The sequence below is a fragment of the Kribbella pittospori genome, from assembly GCF_004331465.1.
GTDB lineage: Bacteria > Actinomycetota > Actinomycetes > Propionibacteriales > Kribbellaceae > Kribbella > Kribbella pittospori.
On record NZ_SJKB01000004.1, the window covers coordinates 589,217 to 615,039 of the forward strand.

Sequence of the window (25,823 nt, forward strand, 5' to 3'; positions counted from 1 at the left end):
ATGTCAGCAATCGCCGAACGTGAGGTCGAGACACCGGTGCCGGCCTCCTCCCCGCTGCGGCCGCGCGGCCGTCAGCGGGACCTGTTCGCACCACGTCGCGCCGGCCGGGTGCTGCGCGGGGCGATTCTCGCCGTCTGCACGCTGGTCACGTTGTTCCCCTTCTACGCGATGGTCGTGCTGTCGCTGAAGCCGGTCGGCGGGCTGGTCTTCCCCGGCAGCCTGACCCCGACCCACCTCACGGTCGACAACTTCGCGAAGGTGATCGGATCGAACCAGGTCCTCCGCTGGGCGCTGAACACGCTGCTGTACGCCGGGGTCAGCGTCGTCCTGGTCCTGCTGCTGTCCTCGATGGCCGGGTACGCGTTCGCGAAGAAGCGGTTCCCGGGCCGGACGGCGATCTTCTGGTCGTTCCTGGGCATGCTGATGGTGCCGTACCACATCACCTTGATCCCGCTGTTCGTACTGGTCGCCAAGGCCGGCGGGATGAACACGTACTGGGGCCTGATCGTGCCGACCCTCGCGAACGCCCAGGCGACCTTCCTGATGCGGCAGTTCATCCGGGGGATCCCGAACGAGCTGATCGACGCCGCGCGCGTGGACGGCGCCTCGGAGTTCCGGATCTTCGCGCAGATCGTGCTGCCGTTGTGCAAGCCGATTCTGGCCACGCTGGGTCTGTTCGTGTTCCTGTGGCACTGGAACGACTTCCTCTGGCCGCTGGTGGTGGCCCAGTCGACGCAGCTGCAGGTGCTCACCACGGGGATCGCCGGACTGATGCAGGACAAGGTCCCGATGAGTGTCGCGCTGGCCGGCTCGGTGGTCGCACTCGCGCCGATCTTCATCGCCTATCTGGTCGCCCAGCGCTACTTCACCGAGGGCGCCACGATGTCCGGCCTCAAGGGCTGACCCGACTCCTCGCCGAGAGAGAGGCTCCGATGACCACCGACTCCTCGAACCCGATCACCCGACGTACCGTGCTGCGGTCCACCGTGCTCACCGGGGCCGCGATCGCGACGGCTCCAGGCCTCTCGCTGCTCACGCCCGGGCAGGCCGCGGCTGTGGGATCGGCACACACCACGGCGACCGCCCCCGTCTTCGTGGTGCCGAACCCATCCTTCGAGCAGGAGACCACCACGCCGGGCTTCCCGGACCAATGGGGCCGTGGTGCCTCGGGGACAGCGGGATCTGGTGCACTGGACCCCGCGGTGGCACGCACCGGCGCGAAGTCGTTCCGCACCGTCGCTCCAGCCGCGAGCGACCGGTACAGCGTCCAGCTGTACCTGAAGCCGGCCGTCGGGGGCCACGTACACCGGTTCTCCGTCTGGCACCGCGTCATGGCCGTCACCGGTACCGCACCGACTCTGCAACTGCACTTCTACGACGTCAACCGCGCGGTGATCGCGAGCGCGGTGGCGACCGGTGCGAGCGGTACCGCCGACTGGACCGAGCTCACCGTCGAACTGGCCGCGCCCGCGACAACTCGCTACCTGTCGTTGACTCTGGCCAACTGGTTCAGCCAAGGCACCGTGTGGTGGGACGACGTCAGCGTCGAAACCTGGCCCGCGATCATCGGTGTCGGCGGCAACTACCTGGAGCGCGCCGCCCATTCCGACGTACTGACGTTGACACTGGCGGCAGGCGCCTCGACCCGCAAGCTCGCCACCGTGTCCGCGTTCGACCGGGAACTGCAGTTCGTCGACGCCGCACGGATGCGTTCGGCCTCCTGCGAGACCTTCCGGTGGCACGGCGACGGAATCACCTGGGATGCGGCGTCCGGCTGCGCCCAGCTGGCCGCCGGCACCCAGGGATCGCTCACCATCAGCGGCGTCCGGCTGGGCGACGGCGCGCCGGCCGGAGCCGCGTTTCCCTCCGTCAGCGTGACCGAGCTCGGTCAGCCCGGCGGCAACCAGGTGTTCGTCATCGCGTTGGGGTTCCGCGAGCCCGACCATGCCGCGGAACGGACCGCCGGACCCACCGCGCTCGCCGCCGCGAGGTCTGCCAGCGACTACCTGGACTCCCGTACGACGGCGAGCGGCGCGATCGGCATCGCTCATCCCAGCTGGCCCGGTGACATCCAGCCCGACCCGCACGGCAACGCGAAGGCAGCCAGCGCCAACACGTCCCTGTGGCAACTGACCGGCGAGCAGGTCTATCGCGAACGAGCCACTCGTATCTTCGATGTCCTGGCCGACGTTCAACTGTCCAATGGCGGCTTCGGCTTTCCGTGGCCCTACGGGAGCGCCCAACTGCACTTCGCCTACGCCGGGCACTATCCGGACGGCAAGACGCATCCTCGGGGCACGGTGATGGCGATCATCACCGCCAGCGCTGCAGTGTCACTGCTCGAGGGCTATCACGCGTTCGGCACCCAGCGGTACCTCGATGCGGCCGAACGGGCGGTCGGCTACCTGCTGCACGACCCGAACGGCCTGCAGTTCCTCGATCCGGGCCACCGCTACGCCTCGATTCCGTACTGCACGACGGCCCCGATCGACGCGACCGGCGGCCGCGCCACCGAGGTGTACAACATCGACGCCTTCTCGCTCGTGCTCCTTCGCCGGCTCCATGAGACGACCCACGACGACTCGTTGCTCAGGTACGGCGACGCGCTGGCACGAAACCTCGACCGCAGAGTGCAGACCGACGGCTCGATCCCGTACGCCTGGTACGCGACCTGGAAGCCGACGGACTACGCCTACCTCGTGAACGACGGGCTGATCCAGTGGGGCGAACTCCGCAACGCCAGGCACTGGGTGGCGACGGGCCGGCGCGGCATCAGCTGGATGACCAACGTCGACCGGCCGTCGACGCTGTTGTGGGACTACGACGGCAGGCCGCTCGGCGGGGTGGACAACACCCAGGACGTGATCCGCTGGATCGGCGCCATCACCGCTTCGCAGCAACCCGACGGGTCATGGACCGGTGGATCCGACACACGCATCGAGGCCTTCAATGCCGCCGACATCACCGCCGTCCTGCAGCAGATGGAGTACAGCTCATGAACCGCCCCAAGATCCTGCACGCATCCCTGGTGGCCGTGGGAGTCTTCATCGCGGCAGCGATCGTGTCGCCGATGGGCGGCAGCCCGGCGAGTGCGGACAGCCACGCCGCCCAGGTTCAGCAGGGAGATCTGCTGCTGCCCAACCACGGCTTCGAGCAAGTAGCGACCGGGTGGACCGCCGGCAACGGCAAGGGTGCGGCGGCGCCCAAACCGTGCCGCGTCCTGACCACGTCGACCACCTGGGCGAGTGAAGGCACGCATTCGCTGAGCTTCTCCGGACGACCGCCCTGCATCGACGCGGGCGCGGTGAGTACACCGGTACCAGTGACAGCAGGGCAGAAGTACTCGGCCTTCTCACACCTGCAAGCCCAGGCCGAGACCTCCATCGCGCTGCGATGGCTGAACGCGCAGGGCACACAGGTCGGGCGTTCCTCCAGCCAAAGGAAGCGGTGGAACGACACTGTCGAGGTGACCGCGGTCGCGCCGGCCGGTGCCACCACCGTCGCGGTCGAGCTCGGCGCACATGCCGCGGCGTCCTTCGACGACGTCCTGATCACGGCGCCGTACACGGTGCTGCAGCCGCAGATCACCAAGCAGGCTTCGTTCCTCAGCATGGCGGCCGGGGTGGACGAGAACGGGCGCCACGTCACGTACGCGATGGCCACCGGCTCGGAGAACGATCCCGCAGTGCTGACCATCACCGACATCCTCACCGGGAATCTGGTCCGTAACGTCGAGCTTCCTGGCGCCACAGGTGCGTGGGGAGTCCGGCAGAACCCGGTGACGAAGACGGTCTACATCGGCGCCTACCAATCCGCGCAGTTGTGGCTCTACACACCAGGTGAGGCGCAGGCCCGACGGATCGGTGCACCTCCGATCGCAGCCTGGGGTTCCATGTACGACATCGACTTCGACGACCAAGGCACCGCGTACGGCAGCGGCTGGGGAGAACCGACCCAGGGTTTCAGGGGTGCCGTGATCTTCAAGTACGTCGAAGGGACCGGCTTCCAGGGCACGCTCGGCCCGAACCCGCTCACCACGGACGCCTACTACACCCGCACCCTCGCCTACGAGGACGAGACGAAGACGATCTTCACCGGCACCGGCACGAAGACCCACCTGTTCGGTTGCTCGACCGTCGGCGAACCGCGCTGCAAGGATCTGATCGGGCTGTTCAGCCCCGAGTTGCAGAACGCGCCCTGGGTGTACGGCGTGACGGCCGGCCACGGGTACGTGATGGCCTGGGCCGGCGACGCGAGCAGCCAGGGCAAGGACTCCCTGGTCGTGTTGAAGGTGTCACGCGACGCGGCCGGCGAACTGCAGGCCACCAAGGTGACCGAAATCAAGGGCGTCATCTACAACGGGTCGTCGCCGGTCGTCGACGGCAAGATCTACTACTCCAAGGCCAATGATCCCGGCCAGCCGCTGTACGGCTTCGATCTCGCCGCGGGCACCGAGGCCAAGATGCCGAACTCCCGGACCGGCATCTTCTCGCGCCGCTGGGAGGCCGTGTCGCTGGGCGATCCCGCCTGGCCCGGGACCACGCTGGTCGGCTGGAACTCCGGCGCCGTACTGGTGAAGTACAACCTGCAGACCGGCACACTCGTCCGCACCACGGTCCAGGGCGTCCCGCTGGTCTCGACCCGGGTCAACAGCATCACGACCGGGCCCGACGGACGAATCTGGACTGCCGGCTACCTCACCGGCGGTCTCGGCAAACTAACCTCGATGCGGGACGACGAGCACGTCACGTACCCGGTCGGTGGGCAGGCCGAATCCATGCTCAGCTACCGCGGTCGTGTCTACCAGGGGACGTATCCGTACACCCGGATCGAGTCCTTCACCCCGGACGACGTCACCTCCGGGCGCGCACCTCGGGTGGACTGCTCGATCGGTGCGAACCAGAACCGGCCGTACGGCCTGGCGGCGTACGGCGACCGGATCTACTACGGGACGCAGGCCGAGTACGGGCACGACCAGGGCGCTTTCGGGTGGCTGGACCTGACGACCGGACAGTGCACCACGCTCGACGGAGTGATCGGGCACCAGTCCGTGAACGCGATCGCGGCCAGCGGTGACAAGGTCTTCGGCGGCGGGAGCATCTTCTACAGCTACGACGGGCTCCCGATCGACACCCAGGCGAAGCTGCTGATCTTCGACCAGTCCACGCAGCAGCCGAAGACAGTCATCTGGCCGGTGCCCGACACCAGGTCGGTCGACGCGGCCGTCACAGCCCCCGACGGCACGGTCTGGTTCTACGCCGAAGGCTGGCTCCTCGCGATCGATCCGGCCACCGAACAGTGGGTCCATCGCGAACACGTCTTCCCGGACCTGACGCCACCGGCCCGGGTTCCCGGATACTACGCGACGATGCTCCTCGGTGCCGACGGCAAGATCTACGGCAACGTCGCCGGACGGGTCTTCGACTTCGACCCGGCCCACGCCCGAACCAGCGGCTCGACCACCGGCGACCTCAGAATCCTCTTCGAGGGCGCAGGCCCCCACCTGACCCGCGACGCCTACGGCAACCTCTATGCCCCGTACGGCGCCACGAAGCTGGTCCGGATCAACCCCCGCTAGCTCCACCCGGCCGGAGGTTGGTGCCAACGACACCGCGGACTGTGGTCGCGAAGCGGCTCGCCGTACACCCGCGACGACCCGATTCCCGCCTGGCCACGACACCGCGGGGCGACAGTGGCGTCCATTGTGAGTGCCGCACGTCCGCATCCCGGCGCTACCGGGGATTCCGTACGCCTCGCTGGCCAGATGATCGCCGCGTCGACCTGGTGATCCCAACTGCAACCAACCTCATGCCCGGGTATACCTAGTCGACCACGGAGGCGTACGAGATCACACCGCGGCGGATCTGGTCGACGACGGACCGCGCCGTACTGCGCAACGGGGTCGGGCCGGCCGCGTCCGCGACCTGCTCGGTCAGGTCGATCAGTTGCTTCACCCAACGAACGAAGTCGCCCGCGGCCAGGTCCGACTCGTACAACACCTCGGCCAGCGACGCACCCGACGCCCACCGGAACGCCGGCCAGCAGAACCCGAGGTCCATCGACCGCAGGAAGTCGACCCGCATGTCCCGCTCCAGCGCGGACAGGTCGCGCCAGATCGACCCCATCCGCTCCAGCGCCAGCCGTACGTCGCCGCGCGGCAACCGTGGCGACGTCGGCTCGTCCTTCGACCGCGCCTCGTACACGAGCGCGGCCAGACAGGCGGCCAGCTCCGGGACGGTCAGGTCGTCGAACACTCCTTGCCGAAGGCACTCAGCGGCGACCAGGTCGAGCTCGGTGTAGATCCGGGCCAGCCGGTCGCCGGCCTCGGTGGTCTTGTCACCGTCCAAGTAGTGCAGCGCGTCCAGCACCTGGCAGACCCGGTCGAACTGGCGGGCGATGGTGTTCGTCCGCTGCTCGATCTTGCGCTGCACGTCGCGGTTCTCCCGGTCGAGCCGGAAGTACCGCTCGGCCCAGCGGGCGTGGTCCTCCCGGTCCGAGCACCCGTGGCACGGATGCGCGCGCAACTGCGCCCGCATCTCCTGCAACTCCGGATCGTCGGCGTGGCTGACGACATCCCGGCCGCGGGTGCGCGACGGCGGCCCGTCCTCACCGAGCATGTCGGAGCGGGTGCGCAGCACCTGCGCCAGCTCGCGCCGCTGCTGCGGGTTGCGCGGGTTGAACTTCTTCGGGATCCGCAGACTGCCGATCGCCTCGACCGGGGTCGGGAAGTCGATCATGGACAGCTTGCGGACCTGCCGGTCCAGCGTCAGCACAGTCGGCCTCGGGCCCTCGCGCTCGGACCGCATACCCGGGTCGAGCACCAGCGCCCAGCCCGCACTCCGGCCGGCCGGGATCCGGATGATGTCGCCGATCCGCAGCTTCTCGATCGACTCCTGCGCCTCGACCCGGCGGTCCAGCTTGCGCCGTTTGGATCCGGACGCCTCGCGCTCACCGATCCTCCGGCGCAGGTCGGCGTACTCGAGGAAGTCGCCGAGGTGGCAGTCGATGGACTCCTTGTAGCCCTCCAGCGCCTCGGTGTTGCGCTGCACCTGGCGGGCCAGCCCGACGACGGCCTGGTCGGACTGGAACTGCGCGAACGAGAGCTCGAGCATGTCGCGCGCCCGCGTCCGCCCGACCTGGCGAACCAGATTCACCGCCATGTTGTACGACGGGGAGAACGACGAGCGGAGCGGATACGTACGGGTCGAGGCCAGACCGGCGACCGCGCGCGGATCGAACCCGGGCTGCCACAGCACGACCGCGTGCCCCTCGACGTCGATGCCACGGCGACCGGCACGACCGGTGAGCTGCGTGTACTCCCCCGGCGTGATGTCGACGTGCGCCTCGCCGTTCCACTTCGAGAGCTTCTCGAGGACGACCGTGCGCGCCGGCATGTTGATGCCCAGGGCAAGCGTCTCGGTGGCGAACACGACCTTGATCAGGCCGCGTGCGAACAGCTCCTCGACGACCTCCTTGAACGCCGCCAGCATGCCCGCGTGGTGCGCCGCGATGCCGCGGCTGAGCGCCTCGGAGAAGTCGTGGTACCCGAGTACGCCGAGGTCCTCGTCCGGCAGGTCCGCGGTCCGCTCGGCCAGCACCCGCTTGATCTCGTCCCGCTCGCTCGGCTTGGTCAGCCGCAGGCCGGACCGCAGGCACTGCAGCATCGCGTCCTCGCAGCCCTTGCGGGAGAAGATGAAGTAGATCGCCGGCAGCAGCGCGCCCGCGTCCAGCTCCTCGACGACATCGGACCTGTACGGCGTGAAGTGGGTCCGCGTCGGCCGGCCCTTCGGGAGATCCCGGCGCCGACGGGGTTTGCGCGAGTCGTCGCGAAAGATCCGGTTGTCGTCGCGCGCGATCCGGACCAGCTGGGGGTTGACCAGATCCTTGATGTCGACCTGGTTGGCTTTGGCAGGGTTGCCGGACTTCGCCGGCTTGGGCGCACCGACGCGCGCGGTCGGCGCCTCACCGGCGAACAGGTCGTGCAGCCGCTTGCCCACCATCACGTGCTGGAACAGCGGCACCGGCCGCTTCTCCTCCAGCACGACGACCGTGTTGCCGCGGACTGTCTCCAGCCAGTCGCCGAACTCCTCCGCGTTGCTCACGGTCGCGGACAACGACACCACCGAGACCGAGTCCGGCAGGTGGATCAGCACCTCCTCCCAGACCGCGCCCCGAGCCCGGTCGGCCAGGTAGTGCACCTCGTCCATCACGACGTATGACAGTCCGAGCAGCGTGGTCGAGGCGGCGTACAGCATGTTGCGCAGGACCTCGGTCGTCATCACGACGATCGGCGCCTCGGAGTTGATCGAGTTGTCGCCGGTGAGCAGGCCGACCTTGTCGGAGCCGTAGCGGCTGACCAGGTCGGCGTACTTCTGGTTGCTCAGCGCCTTGATCGGGGTGGTGTAGAAGCACTTCTGCCCGCGCTGCAGGGCCAGGTGGACGGCGAACTCGCCGACCAGCGTCTTCCCGGAGCCGGTGGGGGCGGCGACCAGCACCTGGTGACCGTCCTCGAGGGCGGCACAGGCGCGCAACTGGAACTCGTCCAGCTTGAAGTCGTAGAGCGCCCGGAACTCCCTCACCGCAGGATGCTCCTGGTCCGAGCGGAAGACAGCATATTTCTCGGACGGGGTGCTCATACACCCCAATCTATGCGACGCCACCCACAGTAAGGCGCAGGGTCAGAAAATGAGCGGTCCGGTCCAGGGCCTCGTCGGCCTCGTCCATGACCCCGGCCATCAGCGGGTAGACGTGCGGTGCGCCGGCGACGACGTCCAGGCTGACGTCGACGTCGTGCTGCGCCGCGCGGACCGCCAGGCGGAGCGAGTCGTCGAGCAGGACCTCGGCGGAACCGACCTGAATCAGCAGCGGTGGCAGACCGGTCAGATCCGCGAGCAGTGGGCTCGCCAGCTCGTCGCGGGGATCGTGGCCGGCGAGATAGTGCTCGGCGTACGCGGCCATGTGTGCACGGCTGAACAGCGGGTCGAGGTCACCTCGCGCGTCCATGCTCTCCCCCGACAGCGTCAGGTCGACCCAGGGCGAGAAGAAGACGGCAGCCACCGGCAGCGGCAGGCCTTCCCGGCGCGCGGCGATCAGTGTGGCGAGCGCTGCTCCCCCACCGGCCGAGTCGCCCACGAGGACAATCGGCCGTCCACTCCCGAGAAGCTCCTTGTACGCCGCCAACGCATCGTCGACCGCGGCCGGGAAGGGATGTTCAGGCGCCAGCCGGTACTCCAGCGACACGGCAGGCAGACCTGTACGCCGTGCGAGCGGCGCCGCGAGGTTGGCTCCAGTCCGAGCCGACCCGACCACGTAACCGCCACCGTGCAGGTAGAGGATCACCGCGTCGCCATCCGCACCTTTGACCTGCACATCCAGCGCGGGCCGGCCGCCCAGCGTGCGGGGAGTCAGCGTGACGTCGTCGCCCAGCGGACGGTCGGCGAAGATCGCGTCGAAGTCGGCCCGCTCCTGCGCCGGGGTCCGGTCCGGGTCCCGCTTGGTCATCATCGATCGCGCCGCGGCGCGCTGGTCCTGGCTCATCGCCGGCCTCCGTCACTCGGTGATAGATTCCTTGGAATACAGTTCCTGATAACTACATTCCGAGGAACCTAATTCCCACGAAGCAGGATCTGCCTGTGACTGATCTCACATCATTGTTCACGGACCTGGTCCGGCTGGAGACGCGGCTCTACAACGTCCTCGACACCCGGCTGAAGGCCGAGCACGGCCTGCCACTCGGCCAGTTCGAGTTCCTGCGCTTCCTCGCATCCCGCGGCACCGCCCGGGTCTACGACCTGGCGCAATGGGCCGCGATCACGGTCGGGGCCACCAGCAAGGCCGTCGATCGCCTCGAGGCCGCCGGCCGCTGCCGGCGGATCGCGAACCCGGGCGACCGCCGTTCCTCCCTGATCGAGCTCACCCCCGCAGGCACCGAGATCCTCGACGCGGCGCGACCCACCGTCGACGCCGAGCTCACCACCTGGGTCGGCTCGGTCCTCCCGGCCGGGAACCTCGAACAACTCGCCACCATGCTCTCGATGCTGCGCCAACGCGCCGAGATCGACCCGCGCACAGACCGCGCCGAACCCAGGCCAACTCCCGAGCCCTAGGTTCGCGCCGGAAGCATCGTTGCCGGGAGCAACGTCACGGCCGTGAAGACGAGCACCCACCAGAACGTGTCCGCGAACGCCGCAGCGGGATCGCCGGCGTGGCGACCGAGCCGCGACTGCAGGATCGCAGTCACCACGGCAGCACCGGCCGAAGCGCCGAGAGTCGTCACCGTGGTGATGAGACTCGTCGCGCCGGGGATGGCCGCGGGATCGAGTCCGTGGTACGCCGCGACCGACACCGGCACGGTGGCCGCCGCGATTCCCATCCCCCAGACCAGCAAGGCGATCGCGAGCACGACGAACGAACTCGTCTCCGTCACCTGCGTGAAGGCGAGCGTCGCGACGACGGTGATCCCGACTCCGACGAGCGCCACGGGCCGAGCGCCGATGCGGTCGGTCAATCTGCCGACGAGAGGCAGGGCGAGCACCGTGCCCAGGCTCTGCGGGGCGAGTAGAAGGCCGGCCTCCAGCGCACTGTGACCACGAACCTGCTGGAGGTACAGCGGCATCAGCAGCATCGCGCCGAACACCGAGAAGCGGGACAGGAAGTTCAGCACCGTCGCCACAGTCACCGGCCGGTGGCGGAACAGCCGCAGGTCGAGCAAGGGCATCGTCGTTCGCAGCGCATGAACAGCGAACGCCGTGAGTAGCAGCAGACCACCGATCGCCGACGGCCACGTCGCCGTACCGCTGAGGGACAGGACGAGGAGTGCGATCGCCGGTGAGACGAGCGCCAACCCGACCAGGTCCAGCCCAGCCGAGCGACGTACGGCGTCGGACGGAACGGTCTTCCAGGCGAGCGCGATCGCGGTCAGCCCGATCGGCAGGTTGATGAGGAAGATCCACTGCCAGCCGATCGTGTCAACGACCAGGCCACCGAGCAGTGGACCGGCGATCGGCGCGAGCTGGGCGGGGATCCCGACCAGGCTCATCACCCGGCCACGACGGTCGGGACCGGCAGCCTTCGCGAGGATCATCATGGTGAGCGGGACGATCATGCCCCCACCGAGACCCTGCAGGACGCGGAACGCGATCAGGCTGCCCGCCGACCAGGCCGTGGCACACAGCGCCGAGCCGGCACAGAAGACCGCCAACGCCGTCAGCCACATCGTCCGGGAGCCGAATCGCTCCACCAGCCGGCCGGTCGTCGGAATGGTGATCGCGATCGACAGCAGGTACGCGGCGCTGACCCATTGGACGGTGGCCACGGACACACCGAAACCGGCCGCGATCCGGGACAGCGCCACGGTCACCATCGTCATGTCGAGCAGCGGGGTGAGGGCTCCGACCATCACCACGCCGCCGAGTTTCAGAATCGATCGATCCAGGGCGACTTCGGTCATCTACCGCACACTACACCGTGCAGTGTAGTGGCGCTACACTGCACGGTGTAGTCGATCGGGAGGAGCACCCGCGGTGGTCAGGGAAGGATCGCCGGCCAAACGGGCCGCGATCGTGCGCGCGGCGTTGAAGGTCTTCCTCGCCGAGGGCTACGCCCGCGCCGGCGTGGACGCGATCGCGGCGGAGGCCGGTGTCTCCAAGCGCACGATCTACGACTACTACGGCGACAAGGAGCGACTCTTCCTGGCGGCGATCTCGGAGACGCGTGCGGGCCATGAGAAGGGCTTCGAGGCACTGCTGCAGGAGACCATCGACGACGTGACGGACCTCGAGGACGCGCTCTTCCGCTTCGGGCGGGTGTTCGCGACCGAGGTGGCCAAGTCGGCCGAGCGGACCGAGATCCTGCGGCTGATGATCGCCGAGGCGGCCCACTTCCCCGGCCTGCTGGCGGACCGGCCGACCAGGACCGCCCTGGCCGATCGGCTCGAGGCCCTGCACCGGCGCGGCCTGCTCGACGTACGGGATCCGGTCGAGGCGGCCGAGTTCCTCGGCGTGCTCGTCACCGGACCCGTCCAGAACCGGACCTGGTACGGCGCGGTGCCGGTCGATCAGGACGAGATCGATCACCTGGTCCGCAGCGGCGTACGGATCTTCCTGGCCGCCTACGGCAGATGACCGCCGCCCGACCGCCGGGCAGGGCGGTCGGGCGGAACTCAGCCGATGTGGTACGGGTCGCCGTACACCTTCCAGTCGAGCGGGGTGTTCAGGTCGAGGTTCCCGTTGCGGAGCCAGACCCGCTGGGCGGTGTCGACCCGGCTGGTGTCGCTGTGCGCCTCTTCCTGCTTCATCGCCCAGACGCGGGCGTCGAGGAAGGCATTCAGGTACGTCGTCTCGTTGCCACCCTGCGCCGGCGGCTTGGCCTTCTGCAGCGCGCGGTTGCGGATGCCACCGAAGCTGGTGCCGCCGTTGCCGGGACCGTGCATGACGATCGCGTCGTAGTAGCAGAACTGGCCGAGGGTGCGCAGGCCGTCCGACTTCCCTCGCGACACCGACGGGTTGAAGTAGACCCGGTCGCGCTCGTCGTTCTGGCACTGCTGGAACGCGGTGTCCTTGGCCGCGGTCTTCCAGTCCCTGGTGTAGTTCGGGTCCAGGCCGTCGTGCGAGTCGCTGCCGTCGACGTCACGCAGGGCGGGCAGGTATTTCTGCAGTACGTTGCCCGGCTTGCGATCGGCGTACAGCTCGACGAGTTCGAGCATGTCGCCGGTTCCCGAGCAGAACCCGATGATGCCCGCGGTGTAGCCACGGCCGTCGTCGATGTCCTCGATGTACTTGTACTGCGCCTTCCAGTCCAGCGAAGAGTTCTCCGCGCTGCAGACGATCTGCATCGCGATCTCCTTCTTCGCCGGATCGTCGAGGCCGGTGGCCTGGACCGCGGCATCGGCGGGCGAGGCGTAGCGGGAGACGAGGGCGGTCGCCGGGGCGGCCGCGAGGGTCAGTCCGAGCAGCAGCGCGGTCCTGCGCGTGGGGCGGGTCTGCATGGTTCCTCCGAGGGGCGTCCGAGGATTACTGTTAGGAAGCTTTCCTATCAGACCAGCAGCAGAACTGAGAACACCTCACTCCGTGAAGATTGTGTCTCAGCCGAAAACGGTCAGCGCACCGGGGGCGATGCCGATGTCGACCGGGAGCGGGCCGAGCACCTCGCCGTCGGCGTAGGCCGTGATCCCCGGCGACTCGATCCGGACCGAGCGGCCGCGCGCCGTGCGCATCATCGGGTGACCGACATGGGTGCCCTTGGACAGCTTCGGGAACATCTGCAGCAGGGTGAACCGCGACACCGGCTGGATGATCGTCACGTCGAGCAGCCCGTCGTCGATCTCCGCGCCGGCGCAGATCTGCAGTCCCCCGCCGTACGTCGGCCCGGTGCCGACCGCCACCAGCATCGCCTTGGTCTCGATCACCTCGTCGTCGACGGTGACGACGTACTCGAGGGGTTTGAACGTGCGCAGTTCGGCGAGGGTGGCGACGGTGTAGCGGGAGTTGCCCTTCGGCCAGGTCATCGCGTTGGCGCGCTTGTTCACCAACGAGTCGAAGCCGCCGGCCACGACCGTGGTGATGAACTCGTCCTTCGCCACCGCGAGGTCGATCGCGCGGGTCTTGCCGGCCACGATCAGGTCGGCCGCCGCGGCCGGATCCTTCAGCGGTACGCCGATCCCGCGGGCGAAGTCGTTGCCGGTGCCGGCCGGGATCACGCCGAAGGGCATCCCGGATTTCGCCAGCACCTGGGCGCCGAGATGGACCGTGCCGTCGCCACCGATCAGCGCCACCGCGTCCGCACCGGACGCGACCACCTCGGCGGAGATGCGGCCGACGTCCTCCGCGCAGGTGGTGGAGTGCACATCGACGGTGATCCCCGCTGCCGCGAGCCGTTCGCGGACCACCGGAGCCACGCGGGCACCGAGGCCGCGGCCGGAGGTGGGATTCACCACCAGCGCGATCCGTCTGGTCATCAGTCGGCCAGCAGTTCCTCGGCCCTACGCGCCTTGCGCTTGTCGAGGACCCGGGTGATCACCTCGGCAACGAAGAACAGCAGACACATGGGGATGGCCAGCAGGCACATCGTGAACGGATCACCCGACGGTGTGGCGACCGCGGCGAAGACGAAGATCACCAGCACGATGTACGGCCGGAACCTGGCCAGTGCGGACGACGGCACCACGCCGAGCATGTTCAGCAGCACGACCACGAGGGGGATCAGGAAGGCGACGCCGAACACCAGCATCGTGCGCAGCACGAAGTCGAGGTAGTCGGGCAGCTCGACCAGGTTCTGGATGTCCAGCGGGGTGAAGCCCAGCAGGATCTCGATGCCCTTCGGCAGGGTCCAGTACGCGACCCAGATGCCGGCCGCGAACAGCGGAGCGGCGATCCCGGAGAACAGGTAGGCCCACTTGCGTTCGTTGCGGTGCAGGCCCGGCGCGATGAACGCCCACAACTGGTAGAGCCAGACCGGTGAAGCCAGGATCAGGCCGAACAACGCCGAGATCTTGATCCGGAACGTCAGCGCGTTCCCGACGCCGGGGAAGGTCAGCTGCGGGGTCTTCACGTTCCCCGCGTCCTTGGCCATCTCGGCAACGCTGGTCAGGAACGGCTTGGTCAGGAACTCGAAGGCCTGGTTGTAGAAGACCCAGCCGACGATGGTCCCGACCACGATGGCGAGCACACTGATGAGCAGGCGGTTGCGCAGCTCGATGATGTGCTCGCGCAGGGTCATCCGACCCTCGTCGTCCTTCGGGCGGCGTTCCTTCTTCTCCTTACGCCGCCCGAACTTCACCATTGACACAGCTGGGGCGCTCGGCTCAGTTGGCCGTGTGCGTCGGCGGCAAGCCGTCGCCCGGACCCTGGCCGTTGACCTGGTTCGGCTGCTGGGCCGGCTGGGCCTGCGGGGCCGCCTGCTGCGTCGGCGCCTGGGCGGGCTCGTTGCTGCCCTCGGTCAGCTCCGAGTCCTTCTTCTTCGGGCCGACCTCCTCTTCCCAGATCTTCTTCGACTTGCCGAGCTGCTTCACGAGCGCCGGCAGCTTGGCCGATCCGAACAGCAGCACGACGATCGCGAGGATGACGAGCCACTCCGCGCCCTGCGGCATACCGATGAGCGGTGCTGCCATGTCGATCTCCCTTTCACACACACTTGCCTGGTGGCTCAACGCTGAGTCGTGGGCCGAATACTACGCCGGGGCGTGCTCGCCCCGATGGGTCTGTCCGGACCCGGCCGCGGACTGCGCTGCCTCCAGCTTGGACTGGGCGGCGACCAACTCACGCGTCAGCGCCTTGGCCTGGCCCCATACCTTCTTCGCAAGCAGAGCCAGGACGGATAGCCACACCGCCACGACTGCCAGAAAGAGCAGGAACCAGTACATACCCAGGAGCCTAGCCGGTTCCCGGGCATCGCCCACGCCCCGCGTGGCGTCTCGGCGGACAACGGTGTCGGAACGTGATGGTAAAACCGAGTGTCTCCAGCGGGACATGCCCGGCCCGGCGAGTGGGCAGGCTCCGCCTGGAAGAGGCTGCGGTACGGCGAATCGAGGGGGCAGTTGATGTTGCGGATCGGGGTCGAGGAGCGGCGGACCCGGCTGGGCCGGCGGCACCGGCTGCTGTCCTCCTGCCACGCGGCGGATCCGGTGGAAGCGGCGACGGCGATGGTCGCCTTGCACGCCACCGATCCGGCCACCGTGCACCTGTCCGTGGCCGCTCGGGTACCAGGGAGTGATGTACTGGGCACGGAGCGTGCACTGTACGACGACCGCACGCTGATCCGGATGCTCGGCATGCGCCGGACCGTGTTCGTCGTACCGACGCCGTTCGCGCCGATCATCCAGGCCGCGTGCACCGACGACATCGCGGTCAAGCAGCGGAAGCTGCTGGTCAAGCACCTGACCGAGTCCGGGGTCGGACCCGACGCGGACGCGTCCGGGAAGTGGCTGCGGGCGGTCGAAGAGTCAGCGGCGACCGCGCTGACGCTCCGCGGATCGGCGACAGCGCAGGAACTGTCCGCGGACGAGCCGCGGCTGCGGACCCGGCTCAACATGTCGGTCGGCAAGGCGTACGCCGCTCAGCCGTATGTGACGAGCCGGGTGTTGTTCCAGCTGTCGGCCGAGGGCCGTATCGTGCGCGGACGGCCGCTGGGGACGTGGCTGAGCGGACAGCACCACTGGTCGCCGGCGGAGGACTGGCTGCCTGGCGGACTCGGCGACAAACCCGCGGCCGAGGAGGCTCGGGTGACGCTGGCGCGGGCGTGGCTGTCGACGTTCGGACCGGGTACGGCGGCGGACCTGCAGTGGTGGAGTGGGTGGACTGCCGGCCAGACGAAGAAGGCGCTGACCGCGGTCGAGGCGGTCGCGGTGGATCTGGACGGCCAGGTCGGGTACGTGCTGCCGGGCGACGAGGCGCCTGAAGTGCCGGTGGAGCCGTGGGTCGCGTTCCTGCCCACGCTGGACCCGACGCCGATGGGCTGGAAGGACCGTGACTGGTACCTCGGCGAGCACAAGGCGAAGCTGTTCGACACCACCGGCAACATCGGCCCGACCATCTGGACGGACGGCCGGATCGTCGGCGGCTGGGGTCAGCCGGAGTCCGGCGAGGTCCGCTTCCAGCTCCTCGAGGACGTCGGACGCGAAACCACCCAACTGATCGAGGCCGAAGCCGCCCGCTGGACCACCTGGCTGTCCGGCGTCCGAGTCACCCCACGGTTCCGAGCGCCCCTGGAGAAGGAGTTGAGTCGCGGCTAATCGTCGTACGCCGAGAGGGCTTCTCGGGCTGTGGCGGCTATCTGGGTGGTGAGGTCGGGTGGGTCGAGGACTGTGGCGGCGCCGCCCAGGCGGAGGACGAGGCGCTGGAGCCAGCCGGTGTCGGCGACGCGGAGCCTGACGATCAGGGAGTTGCCGGGGCCTTCTTCGACGGACTCGTTCGGGTAGTACTCGGCGACCCAGCGAGCCGGTGGGTCCAGCTTCACCGTCGCGAGCAGGTCGCACTCGGACGGCTGGAACATGCCGTTGGACAGGTCCCGTGGCGTCGCCTCGGGCGGCGGTTCGCTCGGCAGGTCCAGCAACTTCACCGCTGCGATCCGGTCGAGGCGGAACAGCCGTACGTCCTCGGCCAGCCGGCACCACGCTTCGAGGTACGTGCGGCCCTCCGAGACGACCAGGCGCATCGGGTCCACGTCCCGCTCGGTGGTCTCGTCCCGCGACGGTACGTCGTACGTGAGGTGCAGGCGGCGCTTCCCCGCCAGGGCACGGTTCACGGTGTCCGCGATCGCCGGGTCGGCCGGCTCGACGTGGACGTGAGCGGCTGCGCCCTCGCTCGCCGCCGCAGCCTCTCCGGCGGCTCGCTCCAGCTTGCCGATCGCGCGGTCGACCGCGTCGCGGTCGTTCCCGGCCGTCACCTCGCGCAAGGTGCGCAGAGCGGTCAGCAGCGCCAGCGCCTCGTCCGCGGCCAGCCGCAGCGGGCGAGCCAGGTAGTCGGCGTTGTTGATGTGGATGACGCCGTCACCCTCGGCCGCCTCGATGTCGATCTCGATCAGATCGCCCATCTGGGCACCCGGCAGTCCGCAGAACCACAGCACCTTCAGGTCCGCGATGATCTGCTTCGGCCGTACGCCGAACTCCTTCGCGACATCGTCGACGCGGGCACCGTCGTTCTCCCGCAGATAAGGCACCAACGCCAACAACCGCTGAACTTGGTCCCGCGCATTGCTCATGCCCCAGCCACCGTCCGCAGCCGCCAGAGCACGCCGTCCAGCACGTCCCCAGGGCCCTCGACGACCGCGTCCGGGCCGTACGACGCGATCTCCTCGGCGAGCACGCCCGAGTCGGCGTACGGGACGTGCAGCAGGTCCCAGCCCTCCTCGTACGGCTCGATGGCGTTGGCGCGGCGACGCAGGCTGACACAGGAGCCGGTCCGCGCCCGGACCTTCGCCTCCGACGTCGGACGCGGCGGACCCAGCTCGGACACCAGCGAACGCAGGTCGGTGCCCTCGGGCACGGTGAACGCGCCGGGCTCACCGACCGTCTTCACATCCCCGCCGATCCGGGACAGCCGGAACATCCGTGTCGCCTGGCGATCGCGGTCCCGGCCGACGACGTACCAGCGGCCGTGCCAGGAGACGATCCCCCACGGCTCCAGGGTCCGGGTGGTCGGCTCCGAGGCTCCACTGCGGAGGTGCTGGAAGCGCACCACGGTCCGGCTCACGACCGCCGACCAGAGTGGGTCGAAGGCCGGCTCGGACGCGCCGACATGCGGCTCGATCGCGCTCAGCGCGGACTGGTCGGTCTGGATCCCGGCCGCCTTCAGCTTCAGCACCGCGGACGTCGTCGCCTCGGCCAGGCTGGCGTGCTGCCAGACCCGGGCTGCCACGCCCAGTACGGCGGCCTCGTCCGGCTCGAGGTGGACCTCGGGCAGTTCGAAGACGTCCCGGCGGATCCGGTACCCGACCTCGTCGGAGAAGAACTTGTCGATCGTGCCCATCTCGATCGGGATGCCGAGGTCGCGCAGTTCGTCCTTGTCCCGCTCGAACATCTTCTCGAAGGCGTCGTCGGTCTGGCCCGCGTACCCCTCGACGACCTCGCGGATGCGTTCCTTGGTCACGTAGGTGCGCGCGACCAGCAGGCAGATGACCACATTGAGCAGTCGCTCACTCTTGCGCGCCGACACCCGACCACCTTACGGCCTGAGAGCGTCAAATCCCGCCCTCACGCACCGAAATCTTCGAACACCGGTTCGACCCGCTAATCTCCCCTTGTGATTCGGTGGCGGGACGGACAGGTCGTGCGGATCGGACGGGCCTGGGCAGGTGCGGTCGAACTGACGGTAGCCGTGGGCGAACAGACAGTGCGCGCCCTGGCCTATCCAGAGCTGGTAGGTACTCCGGAGGCCGGGGATCGCGTGTTGCTCAACGTCGGTGCGCTCGACAAGGGTCTCGGGACGGGCGGCTACGCGCTGGTGGTCGCCGTACCGGACCGGCTGCCGGCCGACCCTCCGGAGCGCGGTCACCTGGTGAAGGCCCGGTACACACCGCTGCAGACCATGGTGCTCGGCGCGGACGAGCAGGACTCACCGGACCACGACGTACTGCGTGATGCCGACGACCTCCTCGGTACGCCGGTCGTGGTGGCGGACCTGCATTCGGCGCTGCCCGCCGTACTGGCCGGGGTGTACGAGGCACGGCCGACCACACGGGTCGTCTACGTGATGACTGACGGCGGGGCGCTGCCGATGGCGTTCTCGCGCACTGTGGCGTCGCTGCGGGACAGCGGGTGGCTCGGTCGGACTGTCACGGTCGGCCAGGCGTACGGCGGGGATCGGGAGGCGGTCACGGTGCACACCGGGCTGCTGACCGCCGTACATGTGCTGGCGGCGGAGCTCGTCGTACTGACGCAGGGGCCGGGCAATCTCGGGACTGGGACACGCTGGGGGTTCTCCGGTGTGCAGTCCGGTGAGGCGGTCAACGCGATCGGGACGCTGCGTGGGCGGGCGGTGGCGTCACTGCGGATCTCGGAGGCGGACCCGCGGCCGCGGCACCGGGGGATCTCGCACCACAGCCTCACGGCGTACGGCCGGGTCGCCCTGCACCCGGCGGACGTCGTCGTACCCGATCTGCCAGGTGACTTCGGTGACGCCGTACGGGACGCTGCCGAGCCGCTGAAGGCGCGGCACCGGGTCGTCAGGGTCGGACTGGACGGTCTGTACGACGCTCTGCGGGCCGCGCCGGTGAAGTTGTCGACGATGGGACGTGATCTCGACGGCGACCGCGCGTACTTCGAGGCAGCGGCGGCGGCCGGGCGGCACGCGGCCGGACTGGTAGACGTTCCACCACCTGGAGTGGGGTCTCAGTACTCCTGATCCGGGCGGCTGCGGCGGTCACGCTGGGAGCATGGCAATCATCGCTGCTCCTGAAGCCCCGCTGACCGCTCGGTGGGCCACCCTGATGTGGCTGCTCGCGGTCGGCGCCGGGGTTGCGGAGTCGGTGGTCGGAGTCGCCGGGGCGATCGCAGATGGTGTGTCACCGTCAGCCCTGGTGATGCAGATCGCCGTCCGCACCCTCGTCTATGGCGCACTGTTCGTCGTCATCGACCGTTTCTTCCGCCGCGGTGTCCCCTGGTCCCGCTACCTCCTGGCCGGCCTGCTGGGCACGGTCGGTATCGCGTCTCTCGTCTATGGGCCGGTGACCTGGCTGCTCGACGGCGGAGACTTCACTTCCCTGCAGTGGTCTGTCGAGTTCCTGGCGTCGGTCGCAGTCCGCAGTGTGCACATCACCGCGGTGGTGACTGCACTGGCGCTGACCTTCCACCCCGACACCAGCCGCTGGTTCCGCCGCTGAACGCACCAAGGACCGGCCCCCCTTGGGAGACCGGCCCTTGATGTGAACGACTACTGACCCTGCTGCTTGGGAGAGGGAACCCCTCCCCTACCTCCCGGCCGAAGGCCGGTTACTGGCCTTGCTGCTTGGGAGCCGGGAAGGCATTCAAGACATCAATCACGGCGAAGGCGCTGATGGACTTGCCGGAGGCGTCCTTCGACGGGGGCAGCTCGACCAGGACGCGGCTGCCAATCGGCATACCGGCCAATCCGTCGACCGGACCGGCCTGACCGTTCGGGCCGGGGCCGACCTGGAGCTGGTCGGTCGGGGCCGGCGGCTGCGCCGGCGAGGTCTGGGTGGCGGGCTGGCCGTCCCAGGTGCTGGCCTGCTTCTTGCCGGCGTAGTCGAACACGACGTACCGGGTGATCAGCTGGCTGCCCTTCTCGATCGGCTTGCCCTTGCCGAGCGCGATCACGACCGGCTTGCCCGGCTTGGCAGGCGCCTTGAAGCCGGCCGGGACGGTCGCCTTCGGCTCGGCGTTCAGTCCGCCGGTGATCTTGATCTTGGTCGCCGCCGACGGCGCCGGCGTCGCGTCCAGCGGGGTGTCGTTCCCGGCCGCGCTGACCAGGTCGACGACGAAGATCAGCGTGTCGTCGCCCTTGATCCCGGCCTGCTCGTTGCCCTGCTCCTTGTAGCCCTTGTCGGACGGGATGGACAGCATCACCCGGCTGCCGATCTTCTTCCCGACCAGGCCCTCGTCCCAGCCGCCGATGACCCCGCCGACCCCGATCGGGAACGACGACGGCGCACCGCGGTCGTAGGAGTTGTCGAACACCTTGCCGTCGCGCCAGATCTGGCCGAGGTAGTTCGCGGTGAGCAGTTCGCCCTTCTTCACCTCGGGCCCGTCGCCCTCCTTGAGGACCTGGGTCACCAGGCTCTTCTCCGGGTCGCCGTCGCGGTGGGTGACGGTCGGCTTCTGGCCGAAGTCCGAGGTCACCTTGATCCCGCCCGCCCCGAAGTCGGGCTTATCCGAGCCGCAGGCCACCAGGGAGGACCCCAGTACCGCCACAACGACCAGACTCAACAACTTGCGCACGAAACCAGCACCTCGAAACATCCCGGCGCGGTCCGCGCCGCTCGACACAGGGGGCAACAACGCGGCCCACCCTAGCCTGCGCGACCAACCCGACCACCGCCCGGCCGCGTCACCGTTCGGTCACGCCACGCACAGTCACGCGGCCGGCGACGTACGGCGGCGACAACTACATGCTGGCGATGAGTTTTTCGACGCGCTCGTCGTGGGACTTGAACGGATCCTTGCACAGCACAGTGCGCTGGGCCTGGTCGTTGAGCTTCAGGTGCACCCAGTCGACGGTGAAGTCGCGGCGGCGCTCCTGCGCCCGCTTGATGAACTCACCACGCAGTCGCGCGCGGGTCGTCTGCGGCGGCACCGACTTGGCCTCGAAGACGCGCAGGTCGTCGACGACCCGGGTGACCGCACCCCTGCGCTCGAGCAGGTAGTACAGCCCGCGCGGCCGGTGGATGTCGTGGTACGCCAAGTCGAGCTGGGCGACCCGCGGGCTGGCCAGACCGAGGTTGTTCTGCTGGCGGTAGCGCTCGATCAGGCGGTACTTGATCACCCAGTCGATCTCGCGCTCGATCCCGCTCAGGTCGCCGGACTCGATCGCCTTCAGCGTCCGCTCCCACAGCGACAGCGCCCGCTCGACGGCCGGCGTCCCGAGCTCGCGGCGGTCGACGAAGTCGCGCGCCTTGGTCAGGTACTCCGTCTGGATGTCGAGGGCACTGGCCTCGCGGCCGTTCGCCAGCCGGACCTCGCGGCGCCCGGTCATGTCGTGGCTGATCTCGCGGATCGCGCGGATCGGGTTGTCCAGGGTGAGGTCGCGCATCACGATGCCGGCCTCGATCATCCGCAGCACCAGGTCGGTGCTCGCGACCTTGAGCAGCATCGTGGTCTCGGACATGTTCGAGTCGCCGACGATCACGTGCAGCCGGCGGAACCGCTCGGCGTCCGCGTGCGGCTCGTCGCGGGTGTTGATGATCGGCCGGGACCGGGTGGTCGCGCTGGAGACGCCCTCCCAGATGTGCTCGGCACGCTGCGACACCGAGTAGACCGCGCCGCGCGGCGTCTGCAGCACCTTGCCGGCACCGCAGATCAGCTGCCGGGTGACCAGGAACGGGATCAGTACGTCGGCCAGCTTGGCGAAGTCGCCGTGCCGGCTGACCAGGTAGTTCTCGTGGCAGCCGTAGCTGTTGCCGGCCGAGTCGGTGTTGTTCTTGAACAGGTAGACGTCGCCGAAGATGCCCTCGTCGTGCAGCCGCTTCTGGGCGTCCACCAGCAGACCCTCGAGGATCCGCTCACCGGCCTTGTCGTGCGCGATCAGGTCCGTGACCGAATCGCACTCCCCGGTCGCGTACTCCGGGTGGGAGCCCACGTCGAGATAGAGCCGGGCCCCGTTGCGGAGGAACACGTTGCTGCTCCGCCCCCAGGACACGACGCGCCGAAACAGGTACCGCGCCACCTCGTCGGGGGTCAGTCGGCGCTGACCGCGAAAGGTACAGGTGACGCCGTACTCGTTCTCCAGACCGAAGATTCGCCGGTTCACACACCCACAGTACGGTGCCGCTCCGACAACCGGGCCATGTCGCAGGCGCGCCGTTTCCCGGCGTTACCCCTTTGATGTCAACGGACCTAACTTTCCGCAAGTGACTGGCATCGGAGTAGGTAGGACAGTTGAACAATTTCCTGGGGGTACAGACAGATGAAGCGGATACCCATCGCGGCCGCACTCTCCGCCGCGACAGCGCTCCTGGCAGCGGCGCTGGTGCCACCGGCGTCGGCCACACCGCAGAGTTCGGCGACCGTCTGCAGTCTGCGGGTGGGAACGGTGTCGGCAGGCGGGGACCTCAAGGTCCAGAACATCGCCGCCACCTCGCCGCCGAGCGTGACCAGCACCTGGAACGGACCGAAGGGGCTCTACCAGCCCGAGGACTGGAGGCTGTTCGGCTCGGTCGCCACCGAAGTGGGTGTGGCCGGCCAGGATCGGCACGGGTACGTCACCAACGACACCAGCCTCTACTCGTACAGCTACCGCACCGACGGCTCGTACCAGGTGCTCGACCCCGGCTCCTACAAGCAGACCAAGATCGGCGGCGGCTGGACCCGCGGGATGACGTACTTCGACTCGTCGTCGTACTACAACACCGGCGGGACCGTGCACCGGAGCAACGTCTATGCGCTGTGGGACGGCGTCATCTGGCGCTGGAGCGCCGGCTGGAAGGTCACGCTGTTCCGCGGCTTCGACGCGGTCAAGACGATGACGCTGATCAGCGCGACCCCGACGTACGAGACCTTCCTGGCGAATCTGAAGGGCGGTTCGCTGTACATGATCCGGATCCCGGTCGCGAGCAACGCCGTACCGGTCGTGAAGCCGGTGCGGACGCGGACCTGGCAGGGCTTCGAGACGCTGATCGCGGAGAGGTGTGGCAGCCAGAGCACGCTGCTGCTCGGCATCGATAAGGACACCAACTCCGGCTACCTGTACGCCGTCAGCCACGCCAACGGAACCGCCACCGTCATCAAGGGCCTCGGGAAGGTGACCGGAGCGGACTTCACCGGCGTCGCCCAGGCCCGCGTTTTCAACAACGACCTCGACTCCAGCGCCAACCTGAACGGCGACTGACCCCCAAACCTTTCCGCAGTTGCCGGCGTCGAACCGTGTGACCCGCGACACTCGCGGGGGACTGGGGGCCTGGGGAATGAATCGAAGGAAACTGCTAGGTGGTCTGTCGGCGCTGATCGGCACCGGGTTGCTGGCCGCCGCACTGGTGCCGGCTCAAGCGAGTGCGACGCCGACACCCTCCGCCGTGGCCGGCGGTTGCCTGCTGCAGCTCGGCTCGATCACGGCCGGAGGTGACCACAACGTCAACTGGATCTCGTCTGCACCCCCGGCCTCGGCGTTGGTGTCCCAAGGTCCCAAGGATCTGTTTCCCGACGGTCAGGCCTGGCTCGCGGGGTCGCTCGCCTACCAGGACTACACCGGCGACACCGTCCGCCGGACCGGCTACGTGGTGATCGGCCAGGAACTGTTCGCGACCAGCTACTTCGCCACCAGCGGCAAGCTGATCCAGGAGCTCGAGAAGACGAAGATCGGTGGCGGCTGGTACCAGAACGGTCCGCGGTACCTCGAGGAATCCCGGTACTCGGGCAGCACGACAGGGCACACCTACTCGCTGTACGGCGACACCCTCAACCGGTGGAACGTCAACGCCGGCACGTGGAGCGCCCACGCGACGTACGCCGGCTTCGGCGCGGTCAAGACGATGGCGCTGATCAGCCAGACCGCGACGTACGACACCTTCCTGGCGAACATGACCGGCGGTTCGCTCTACACCATCCGGGTGCCGAAGACCGGCGCGCCGGTGGTGAAGCTGGTCCGGTCGTCCACGTGGCAAGGGTTCGAGACGCTCGTCGCCGAGAAGTGCGGGACGCAGAGCACTCTGCTGCTCGGCATCGACAAGGACACCCAGTCCGGCTACCTGTACGCCGTGAGCCACGCAACTGGCACCAGCACGGTCATCAAGGGCCTCGGCAAGGTGCCGACCACGTTCGCCGACCCGACGTACTTCCGGTACCACCCGGAGGAGGGTGGCGGGGACCTGTTCGGCGAGTGAGATCAGCCGCTGACCGGGTGTTGAGGGGCACCGGGCGGCGGAACCCAGACTGCCGCTGCCTTTGTCTTGGCAGCGGCAGTCTGCTTTGTCGGTGCTCGTGGTTAGCATCCGGTGGGTGGTGGACGTGCGGGCGTACGTCGAGACCGGCGTACAGATGGCGATGGACGACGGGACAGCCGCTTGGGTCTTCGATGCCTCGCGGTGGGGGTGCTGCGGGCAGGGTGTCGATGAGGCTGCTGCGCTCCGTGATCTTGGTGCGGAGCTTGGTTCCGACCTGGAGTTTGTGGTGGTGGAGCGGGTGGTGGGTGACGAGCAGGCGTTCGAACGGGATCTGGCTCCTGCTCGTGAGGCCGAACGGGCTGCCACGTTGGAGATTCTCGAGGAGAGCCGGCGGGAGACGGTTGCTCTGATCGCGTCCTGCTCCCCCGAGATGCTCGACTTCGATGATCCCGACCGGGTGCTGCCGTCGTTTGCCGGCTGGCGGACCGTGCGGCAACTCGCCTGGCACATCGCCGACACCGAGAGCCGCTACTACCTCCCATCCCTCGGCCTGCCCTACCGCGAGCCGCTGCCAGACCTGGCCGACGAACTGAAGCAGTCCGCGGAGTATGTCCGCCGTGCAGTCGCCACAATCCCGGCGGACCTAGTACGGCGGGCCAACGGCGAGGTGTGGACCACGGTGAAGGTCCTCCGCCGACTCGCCTGGCACGAACGCTCAGAACTACGCACGCTCCGCCGATTGGTCGCCCTCGCCCTGCGCTCGATGTAGCCCCGTACATCCGACCTTGTGCGCCGATCAACCACCAGACACCCGCTGATGTGGTCGACCCGTGCACAAG

The 25,823-nt window shown here is 68.5% G+C and carries 23 protein-coding genes; 11 read left to right on the top strand and 12 right to left on the bottom strand.

Going from position 1 to position 25,823, the window contains the following annotated elements:
• Genes E0H73_RS16305 through E0H73_RS16315 form a run of 3 tightly spaced genes read left to right on the top strand, consistent with a single transcriptional unit; the run spans nucleotide 1 to nucleotide 5,578 of the window.
• On the top strand, nucleotides 1-903 hold the full coding sequence (locus tag E0H73_RS16305; RefSeq protein ID WP_131356240.1) for a carbohydrate ABC transporter permease: 903 nt from the start codon (nucleotides 1-3) through the stop codon (nucleotides 901-903).
• 29 nt (nucleotides 904-932) lie between these two features.
• On the top strand, nucleotides 933-2,999 hold the full coding sequence (locus E0H73_RS16310) for a glycoside hydrolase family protein (RefSeq protein ID WP_131356243.1): 2,067 nt from the start codon (nucleotides 933-935) through the stop codon (nucleotides 2,997-2,999).
• Nucleotides 2,996-5,578 carry a hypothetical protein gene (locus tag E0H73_RS16315; RefSeq protein ID WP_131356246.1) on the top strand — a complete coding sequence of 861 codons (2,583 nt, stop codon included), beginning with the start codon at nucleotides 2,996-2,998 and terminating at the stop codon, nucleotides 5,576-5,578. The genes E0H73_RS16310 and E0H73_RS16315 overlap by 4 nt, the downstream gene beginning before the upstream one ends.
• Before the next feature lie 244 nt (nucleotides 5,579-5,822).
• Here the strand turns inward: E0H73_RS16315 and E0H73_RS16320 are convergent, their stop codons facing one another.
• Nucleotides 5,823-8,636, bottom strand: coding sequence for a DEAD/DEAH box helicase (locus E0H73_RS16320; RefSeq protein ID WP_131356249.1), 2,814 nt, complete (start codon nucleotides 8,634-8,636; stop codon nucleotides 5,823-5,825).
• A gap of 10 nt (nucleotides 8,637-8,646) precedes the next feature.
• On the bottom strand, nucleotides 8,647-9,537 hold the full coding sequence (locus E0H73_RS16325) for an alpha/beta hydrolase (RefSeq protein WP_131356252.1): 891 nt from the start codon (nucleotides 9,535-9,537) through the stop codon (nucleotides 8,647-8,649).
• 95 nt (nucleotides 9,538-9,632) lie between these two features.
• On the opposite strand from E0H73_RS16325, the gene E0H73_RS16330 reads away from it, so the two are divergent.
• Nucleotides 9,633-10,106 (top strand): MarR family winged helix-turn-helix transcriptional regulator, encoded by a 474-nt coding sequence (locus E0H73_RS16330; RefSeq protein WP_131356255.1) that lies wholly within the window; start codon nucleotides 9,633-9,635, stop codon nucleotides 10,104-10,106.
• On the opposite strand, the gene E0H73_RS16335 is transcribed toward E0H73_RS16330, so the two are convergent.
• Complete coding sequence (locus tag E0H73_RS16335; protein ID WP_131356258.1) at nucleotides 10,103-11,449, bottom strand: DHA2 family efflux MFS transporter permease subunit; 1,347 nt, start codon at nucleotides 11,447-11,449, stop codon at nucleotides 10,103-10,105. The genes E0H73_RS16330 and E0H73_RS16335 overlap by 4 nt on opposite strands.
• Nucleotides 11,450-11,522: 73 nt before the next feature.
• Here E0H73_RS16335 and E0H73_RS16340 point away from each other — a divergent pair, with 73 nt between their 5' ends.
• Nucleotides 11,523-12,122 carry a TetR/AcrR family transcriptional regulator gene (locus tag E0H73_RS16340; protein WP_131356261.1) on the top strand — a complete coding sequence of 200 codons (600 nt, stop codon included), beginning with the start codon at nucleotides 11,523-11,525 and terminating at the stop codon, nucleotides 12,120-12,122.
• Between the two features lie 38 nt (nucleotides 12,123-12,160).
• On the opposite strand, the gene E0H73_RS16345 is transcribed toward E0H73_RS16340, so the two are convergent.
• The 5 genes from E0H73_RS16345 to E0H73_RS16365 all read right to left on the bottom strand — a co-directional run bounded on the left by E0H73_RS16345 (nucleotide 12,161) and on the right by E0H73_RS16365 (nucleotide 15,358).
• On the bottom strand, nucleotides 12,161-12,985 hold the full coding sequence (locus tag E0H73_RS16345; protein WP_131356264.1) for a chitosanase: 825 nt from the start codon (nucleotides 12,983-12,985) through the stop codon (nucleotides 12,161-12,163).
• 96 nt (nucleotides 12,986-13,081) lie between these two features.
• Nucleotides 13,082-13,954, bottom strand: a complete 873-nt coding sequence (locus tag E0H73_RS16350; RefSeq protein WP_131356267.1) for a diacylglycerol/lipid kinase family protein — start codon at nucleotides 13,952-13,954, stop codon at nucleotides 13,082-13,084.
• The gene (gene tatC, locus E0H73_RS16355; protein ID WP_238164033.1) at nucleotides 13,954-14,778 is read right to left on the bottom strand and encodes a twin-arginine translocase subunit TatC; all 825 of its coding nucleotides are present in this window, start codon (nucleotides 14,776-14,778) and stop codon (nucleotides 13,954-13,956) included. The genes E0H73_RS16350 and tatC overlap by 1 nt, the downstream gene beginning before the upstream one ends.
• Before the next feature lie 22 nt (nucleotides 14,779-14,800).
• Nucleotides 14,801-15,106 carry a twin-arginine translocase TatA/TatE family subunit gene (locus E0H73_RS16360; RefSeq protein ID WP_131356270.1) on the bottom strand — a complete coding sequence of 102 codons (306 nt, stop codon included), beginning with the start codon at nucleotides 15,104-15,106 and terminating at the stop codon, nucleotides 14,801-14,803.
• Nucleotides 15,107-15,166: 60 nt separating this feature from the next.
• Nucleotides 15,167-15,358, bottom strand: a complete 192-nt coding sequence (locus E0H73_RS16365) for a hypothetical protein (protein WP_131356273.1) — start codon at nucleotides 15,356-15,358, stop codon at nucleotides 15,167-15,169.
• 177 nt (nucleotides 15,359-15,535) lie between these two features.
• Between E0H73_RS16365 and E0H73_RS16370 the strand changes: the two genes are divergently transcribed.
• On the top strand, nucleotides 15,536-16,726 hold the full coding sequence (locus tag E0H73_RS16370) for a winged helix DNA-binding domain-containing protein (protein ID WP_131356275.1): 1,191 nt from the start codon (nucleotides 15,536-15,538) through the stop codon (nucleotides 16,724-16,726).
• On the opposite strand, the gene E0H73_RS16375 is transcribed toward E0H73_RS16370, so the two are convergent.
• Together E0H73_RS16375 and E0H73_RS16380 are read right to left on the bottom strand one after the other, a co-directional pair.
• Nucleotides 16,723-17,694 carry a helix-turn-helix transcriptional regulator gene (locus E0H73_RS16375; RefSeq protein ID WP_131356278.1) on the bottom strand — a complete coding sequence of 324 codons (972 nt, stop codon included), beginning with the start codon at nucleotides 17,692-17,694 and terminating at the stop codon, nucleotides 16,723-16,725. The two genes, E0H73_RS16370 and E0H73_RS16375, sit on opposite strands and share 4 nt — an antisense overlap.
• Nucleotides 17,691-18,647 (bottom strand): helix-turn-helix transcriptional regulator, encoded by a 957-nt coding sequence (locus E0H73_RS16380; protein ID WP_131356281.1) that lies wholly within the window; start codon nucleotides 18,645-18,647, stop codon nucleotides 17,691-17,693. The genes E0H73_RS16375 and E0H73_RS16380 overlap by 4 nt, the downstream gene beginning before the upstream one ends.
• An 87-nt stretch (nucleotides 18,648-18,734) precedes the next feature.
• Here E0H73_RS16380 and E0H73_RS16385 point away from each other — a divergent pair, with 87 nt between their 5' ends.
• Nucleotides 18,735-19,835 carry a DUF3866 family protein gene (locus tag E0H73_RS16385; protein ID WP_131356284.1) on the top strand — a complete coding sequence of 367 codons (1,101 nt, stop codon included), beginning with the start codon at nucleotides 18,735-18,737 and terminating at the stop codon, nucleotides 19,833-19,835.
• A gap of 31 nt (nucleotides 19,836-19,866) precedes the next feature.
• Nucleotides 19,867-20,313: a hypothetical protein gene (locus tag E0H73_RS16390; protein WP_131356287.1), complete on the top strand. Its 447-nt coding sequence runs from the start codon at nucleotides 19,867-19,869 to the stop codon at nucleotides 20,311-20,313.
• A 109-nt stretch (nucleotides 20,314-20,422) separates the two neighbouring features.
• Here the strand turns inward: E0H73_RS16390 and E0H73_RS16395 are convergent, their stop codons facing one another.
• Together E0H73_RS16395 and pafA are read right to left on the bottom strand one after the other, a co-directional pair.
• Nucleotides 20,423-21,388, bottom strand: a complete 966-nt coding sequence (locus E0H73_RS16395) for an FKBP-type peptidyl-prolyl cis-trans isomerase (protein ID WP_131356291.1) — start codon at nucleotides 21,386-21,388, stop codon at nucleotides 20,423-20,425.
• Between the two features lie 166 nt (nucleotides 21,389-21,554).
• A complete protein-coding gene (gene pafA, locus E0H73_RS16400; RefSeq protein WP_131356294.1) occupies nucleotides 21,555-22,916 on the bottom strand; it encodes a Pup--protein ligase in 1,362 nt (453 codons plus the stop codon).
• A 156-nt stretch (nucleotides 22,917-23,072) separates the two neighbouring features.
• Between pafA and E0H73_RS16405 the strand changes: the two genes are divergently transcribed.
• From E0H73_RS16405 to E0H73_RS16415, 3 genes are all read left to right on the top strand, one after another.
• Complete coding sequence (locus tag E0H73_RS16405; RefSeq protein WP_131356296.1) at nucleotides 23,073-23,993, top strand: hypothetical protein; 921 nt, start codon at nucleotides 23,073-23,075, stop codon at nucleotides 23,991-23,993.
• A gap of 76 nt (nucleotides 23,994-24,069) precedes the next feature.
• A complete protein-coding gene (locus tag E0H73_RS16410) occupies nucleotides 24,070-24,984 on the top strand; it encodes a hypothetical protein (RefSeq protein ID WP_238164034.1) in 915 nt (304 codons plus the stop codon).
• A gap of 115 nt (nucleotides 24,985-25,099) precedes the next feature.
• Nucleotides 25,100-25,753 (top strand): DinB family protein, encoded by a 654-nt coding sequence (locus E0H73_RS16415; protein ID WP_165555700.1) that lies wholly within the window; start codon nucleotides 25,100-25,102, stop codon nucleotides 25,751-25,753.
• Nucleotides 25,754-25,823 lie beyond the last annotated feature (70 nt).

Coding starts and splice junctions, on each gene's coding strand:
- E0H73_RS16305 (WP_131356240.1), top strand. CDS start 1: ATGTCAGCAATCGCCGAACGTGAGGTCGAGACACCGGTGCCGGCCTCC.
- E0H73_RS16350 (WP_131356267.1), bottom strand. CDS start 13,954: ATGACCAGACGGATCGCGCTGGTGGTGAATCCCACCTCCGGCCGCGGC.
- E0H73_RS16360 (WP_131356270.1), bottom strand. CDS start 15,106: ATGGCAGCACCGCTCATCGGTATGCCGCAGGGCGCGGAGTGGCTCGTC.
- E0H73_RS16310 (WP_131356243.1), top strand. CDS start 933: ATGACCACCGACTCCTCGAACCCGATCACCCGACGTACCGTGCTGCGG.
- E0H73_RS16315 (WP_131356246.1), top strand. CDS start 2,996: ATGAACCGCCCCAAGATCCTGCACGCATCCCTGGTGGCCGTGGGAGTC.
- tatC (WP_238164033.1), bottom strand. CDS start 14,778: ATGGTGAAGTTCGGGCGGCGTAAGGAGAAGAAGGAACGCCGCCCGAAG.
- E0H73_RS16390 (WP_131356287.1), top strand. CDS start 19,867: ATGGCAATCATCGCTGCTCCTGAAGCCCCGCTGACCGCTCGGTGGGCC.
- E0H73_RS16410 (WP_238164034.1), top strand. CDS start 24,070: ATGAATCGAAGGAAACTGCTAGGTGGTCTGTCGGCGCTGATCGGCACC.
- E0H73_RS16375 (WP_131356278.1), bottom strand. CDS start 17,694: ATGAGCAATGCGCGGGACCAAGTTCAGCGGTTGTTGGCGTTGGTGCCT.
- E0H73_RS16325 (WP_131356252.1), bottom strand. CDS start 9,537: ATGAGCCAGGACCAGCGCGCCGCGGCGCGATCGATGATGACCAAGCGG.
- E0H73_RS16405 (WP_131356296.1), top strand. CDS start 23,073: ATGAAGCGGATACCCATCGCGGCCGCACTCTCCGCCGCGACAGCGCTC.
- E0H73_RS16335 (WP_131356258.1), bottom strand. CDS start 11,449: ATGACCGAAGTCGCCCTGGATCGATCGATTCTGAAACTCGGCGGCGTG.
- E0H73_RS16345 (WP_131356264.1), bottom strand. CDS start 12,985: ATGCAGACCCGCCCCACGCGCAGGACCGCGCTGCTGCTCGGACTGACC.
- E0H73_RS16365 (WP_131356273.1), bottom strand. CDS start 15,358: ATGTACTGGTTCCTGCTCTTTCTGGCAGTCGTGGCGGTGTGGCTATCC.
- E0H73_RS16320 (WP_131356249.1), bottom strand. CDS start 8,636: ATGAGCACCCCGTCCGAGAAATATGCTGTCTTCCGCTCGGACCAGGAG.
- E0H73_RS16370 (WP_131356275.1), top strand. CDS start 15,536: ATGTTGCGGATCGGGGTCGAGGAGCGGCGGACCCGGCTGGGCCGGCGG.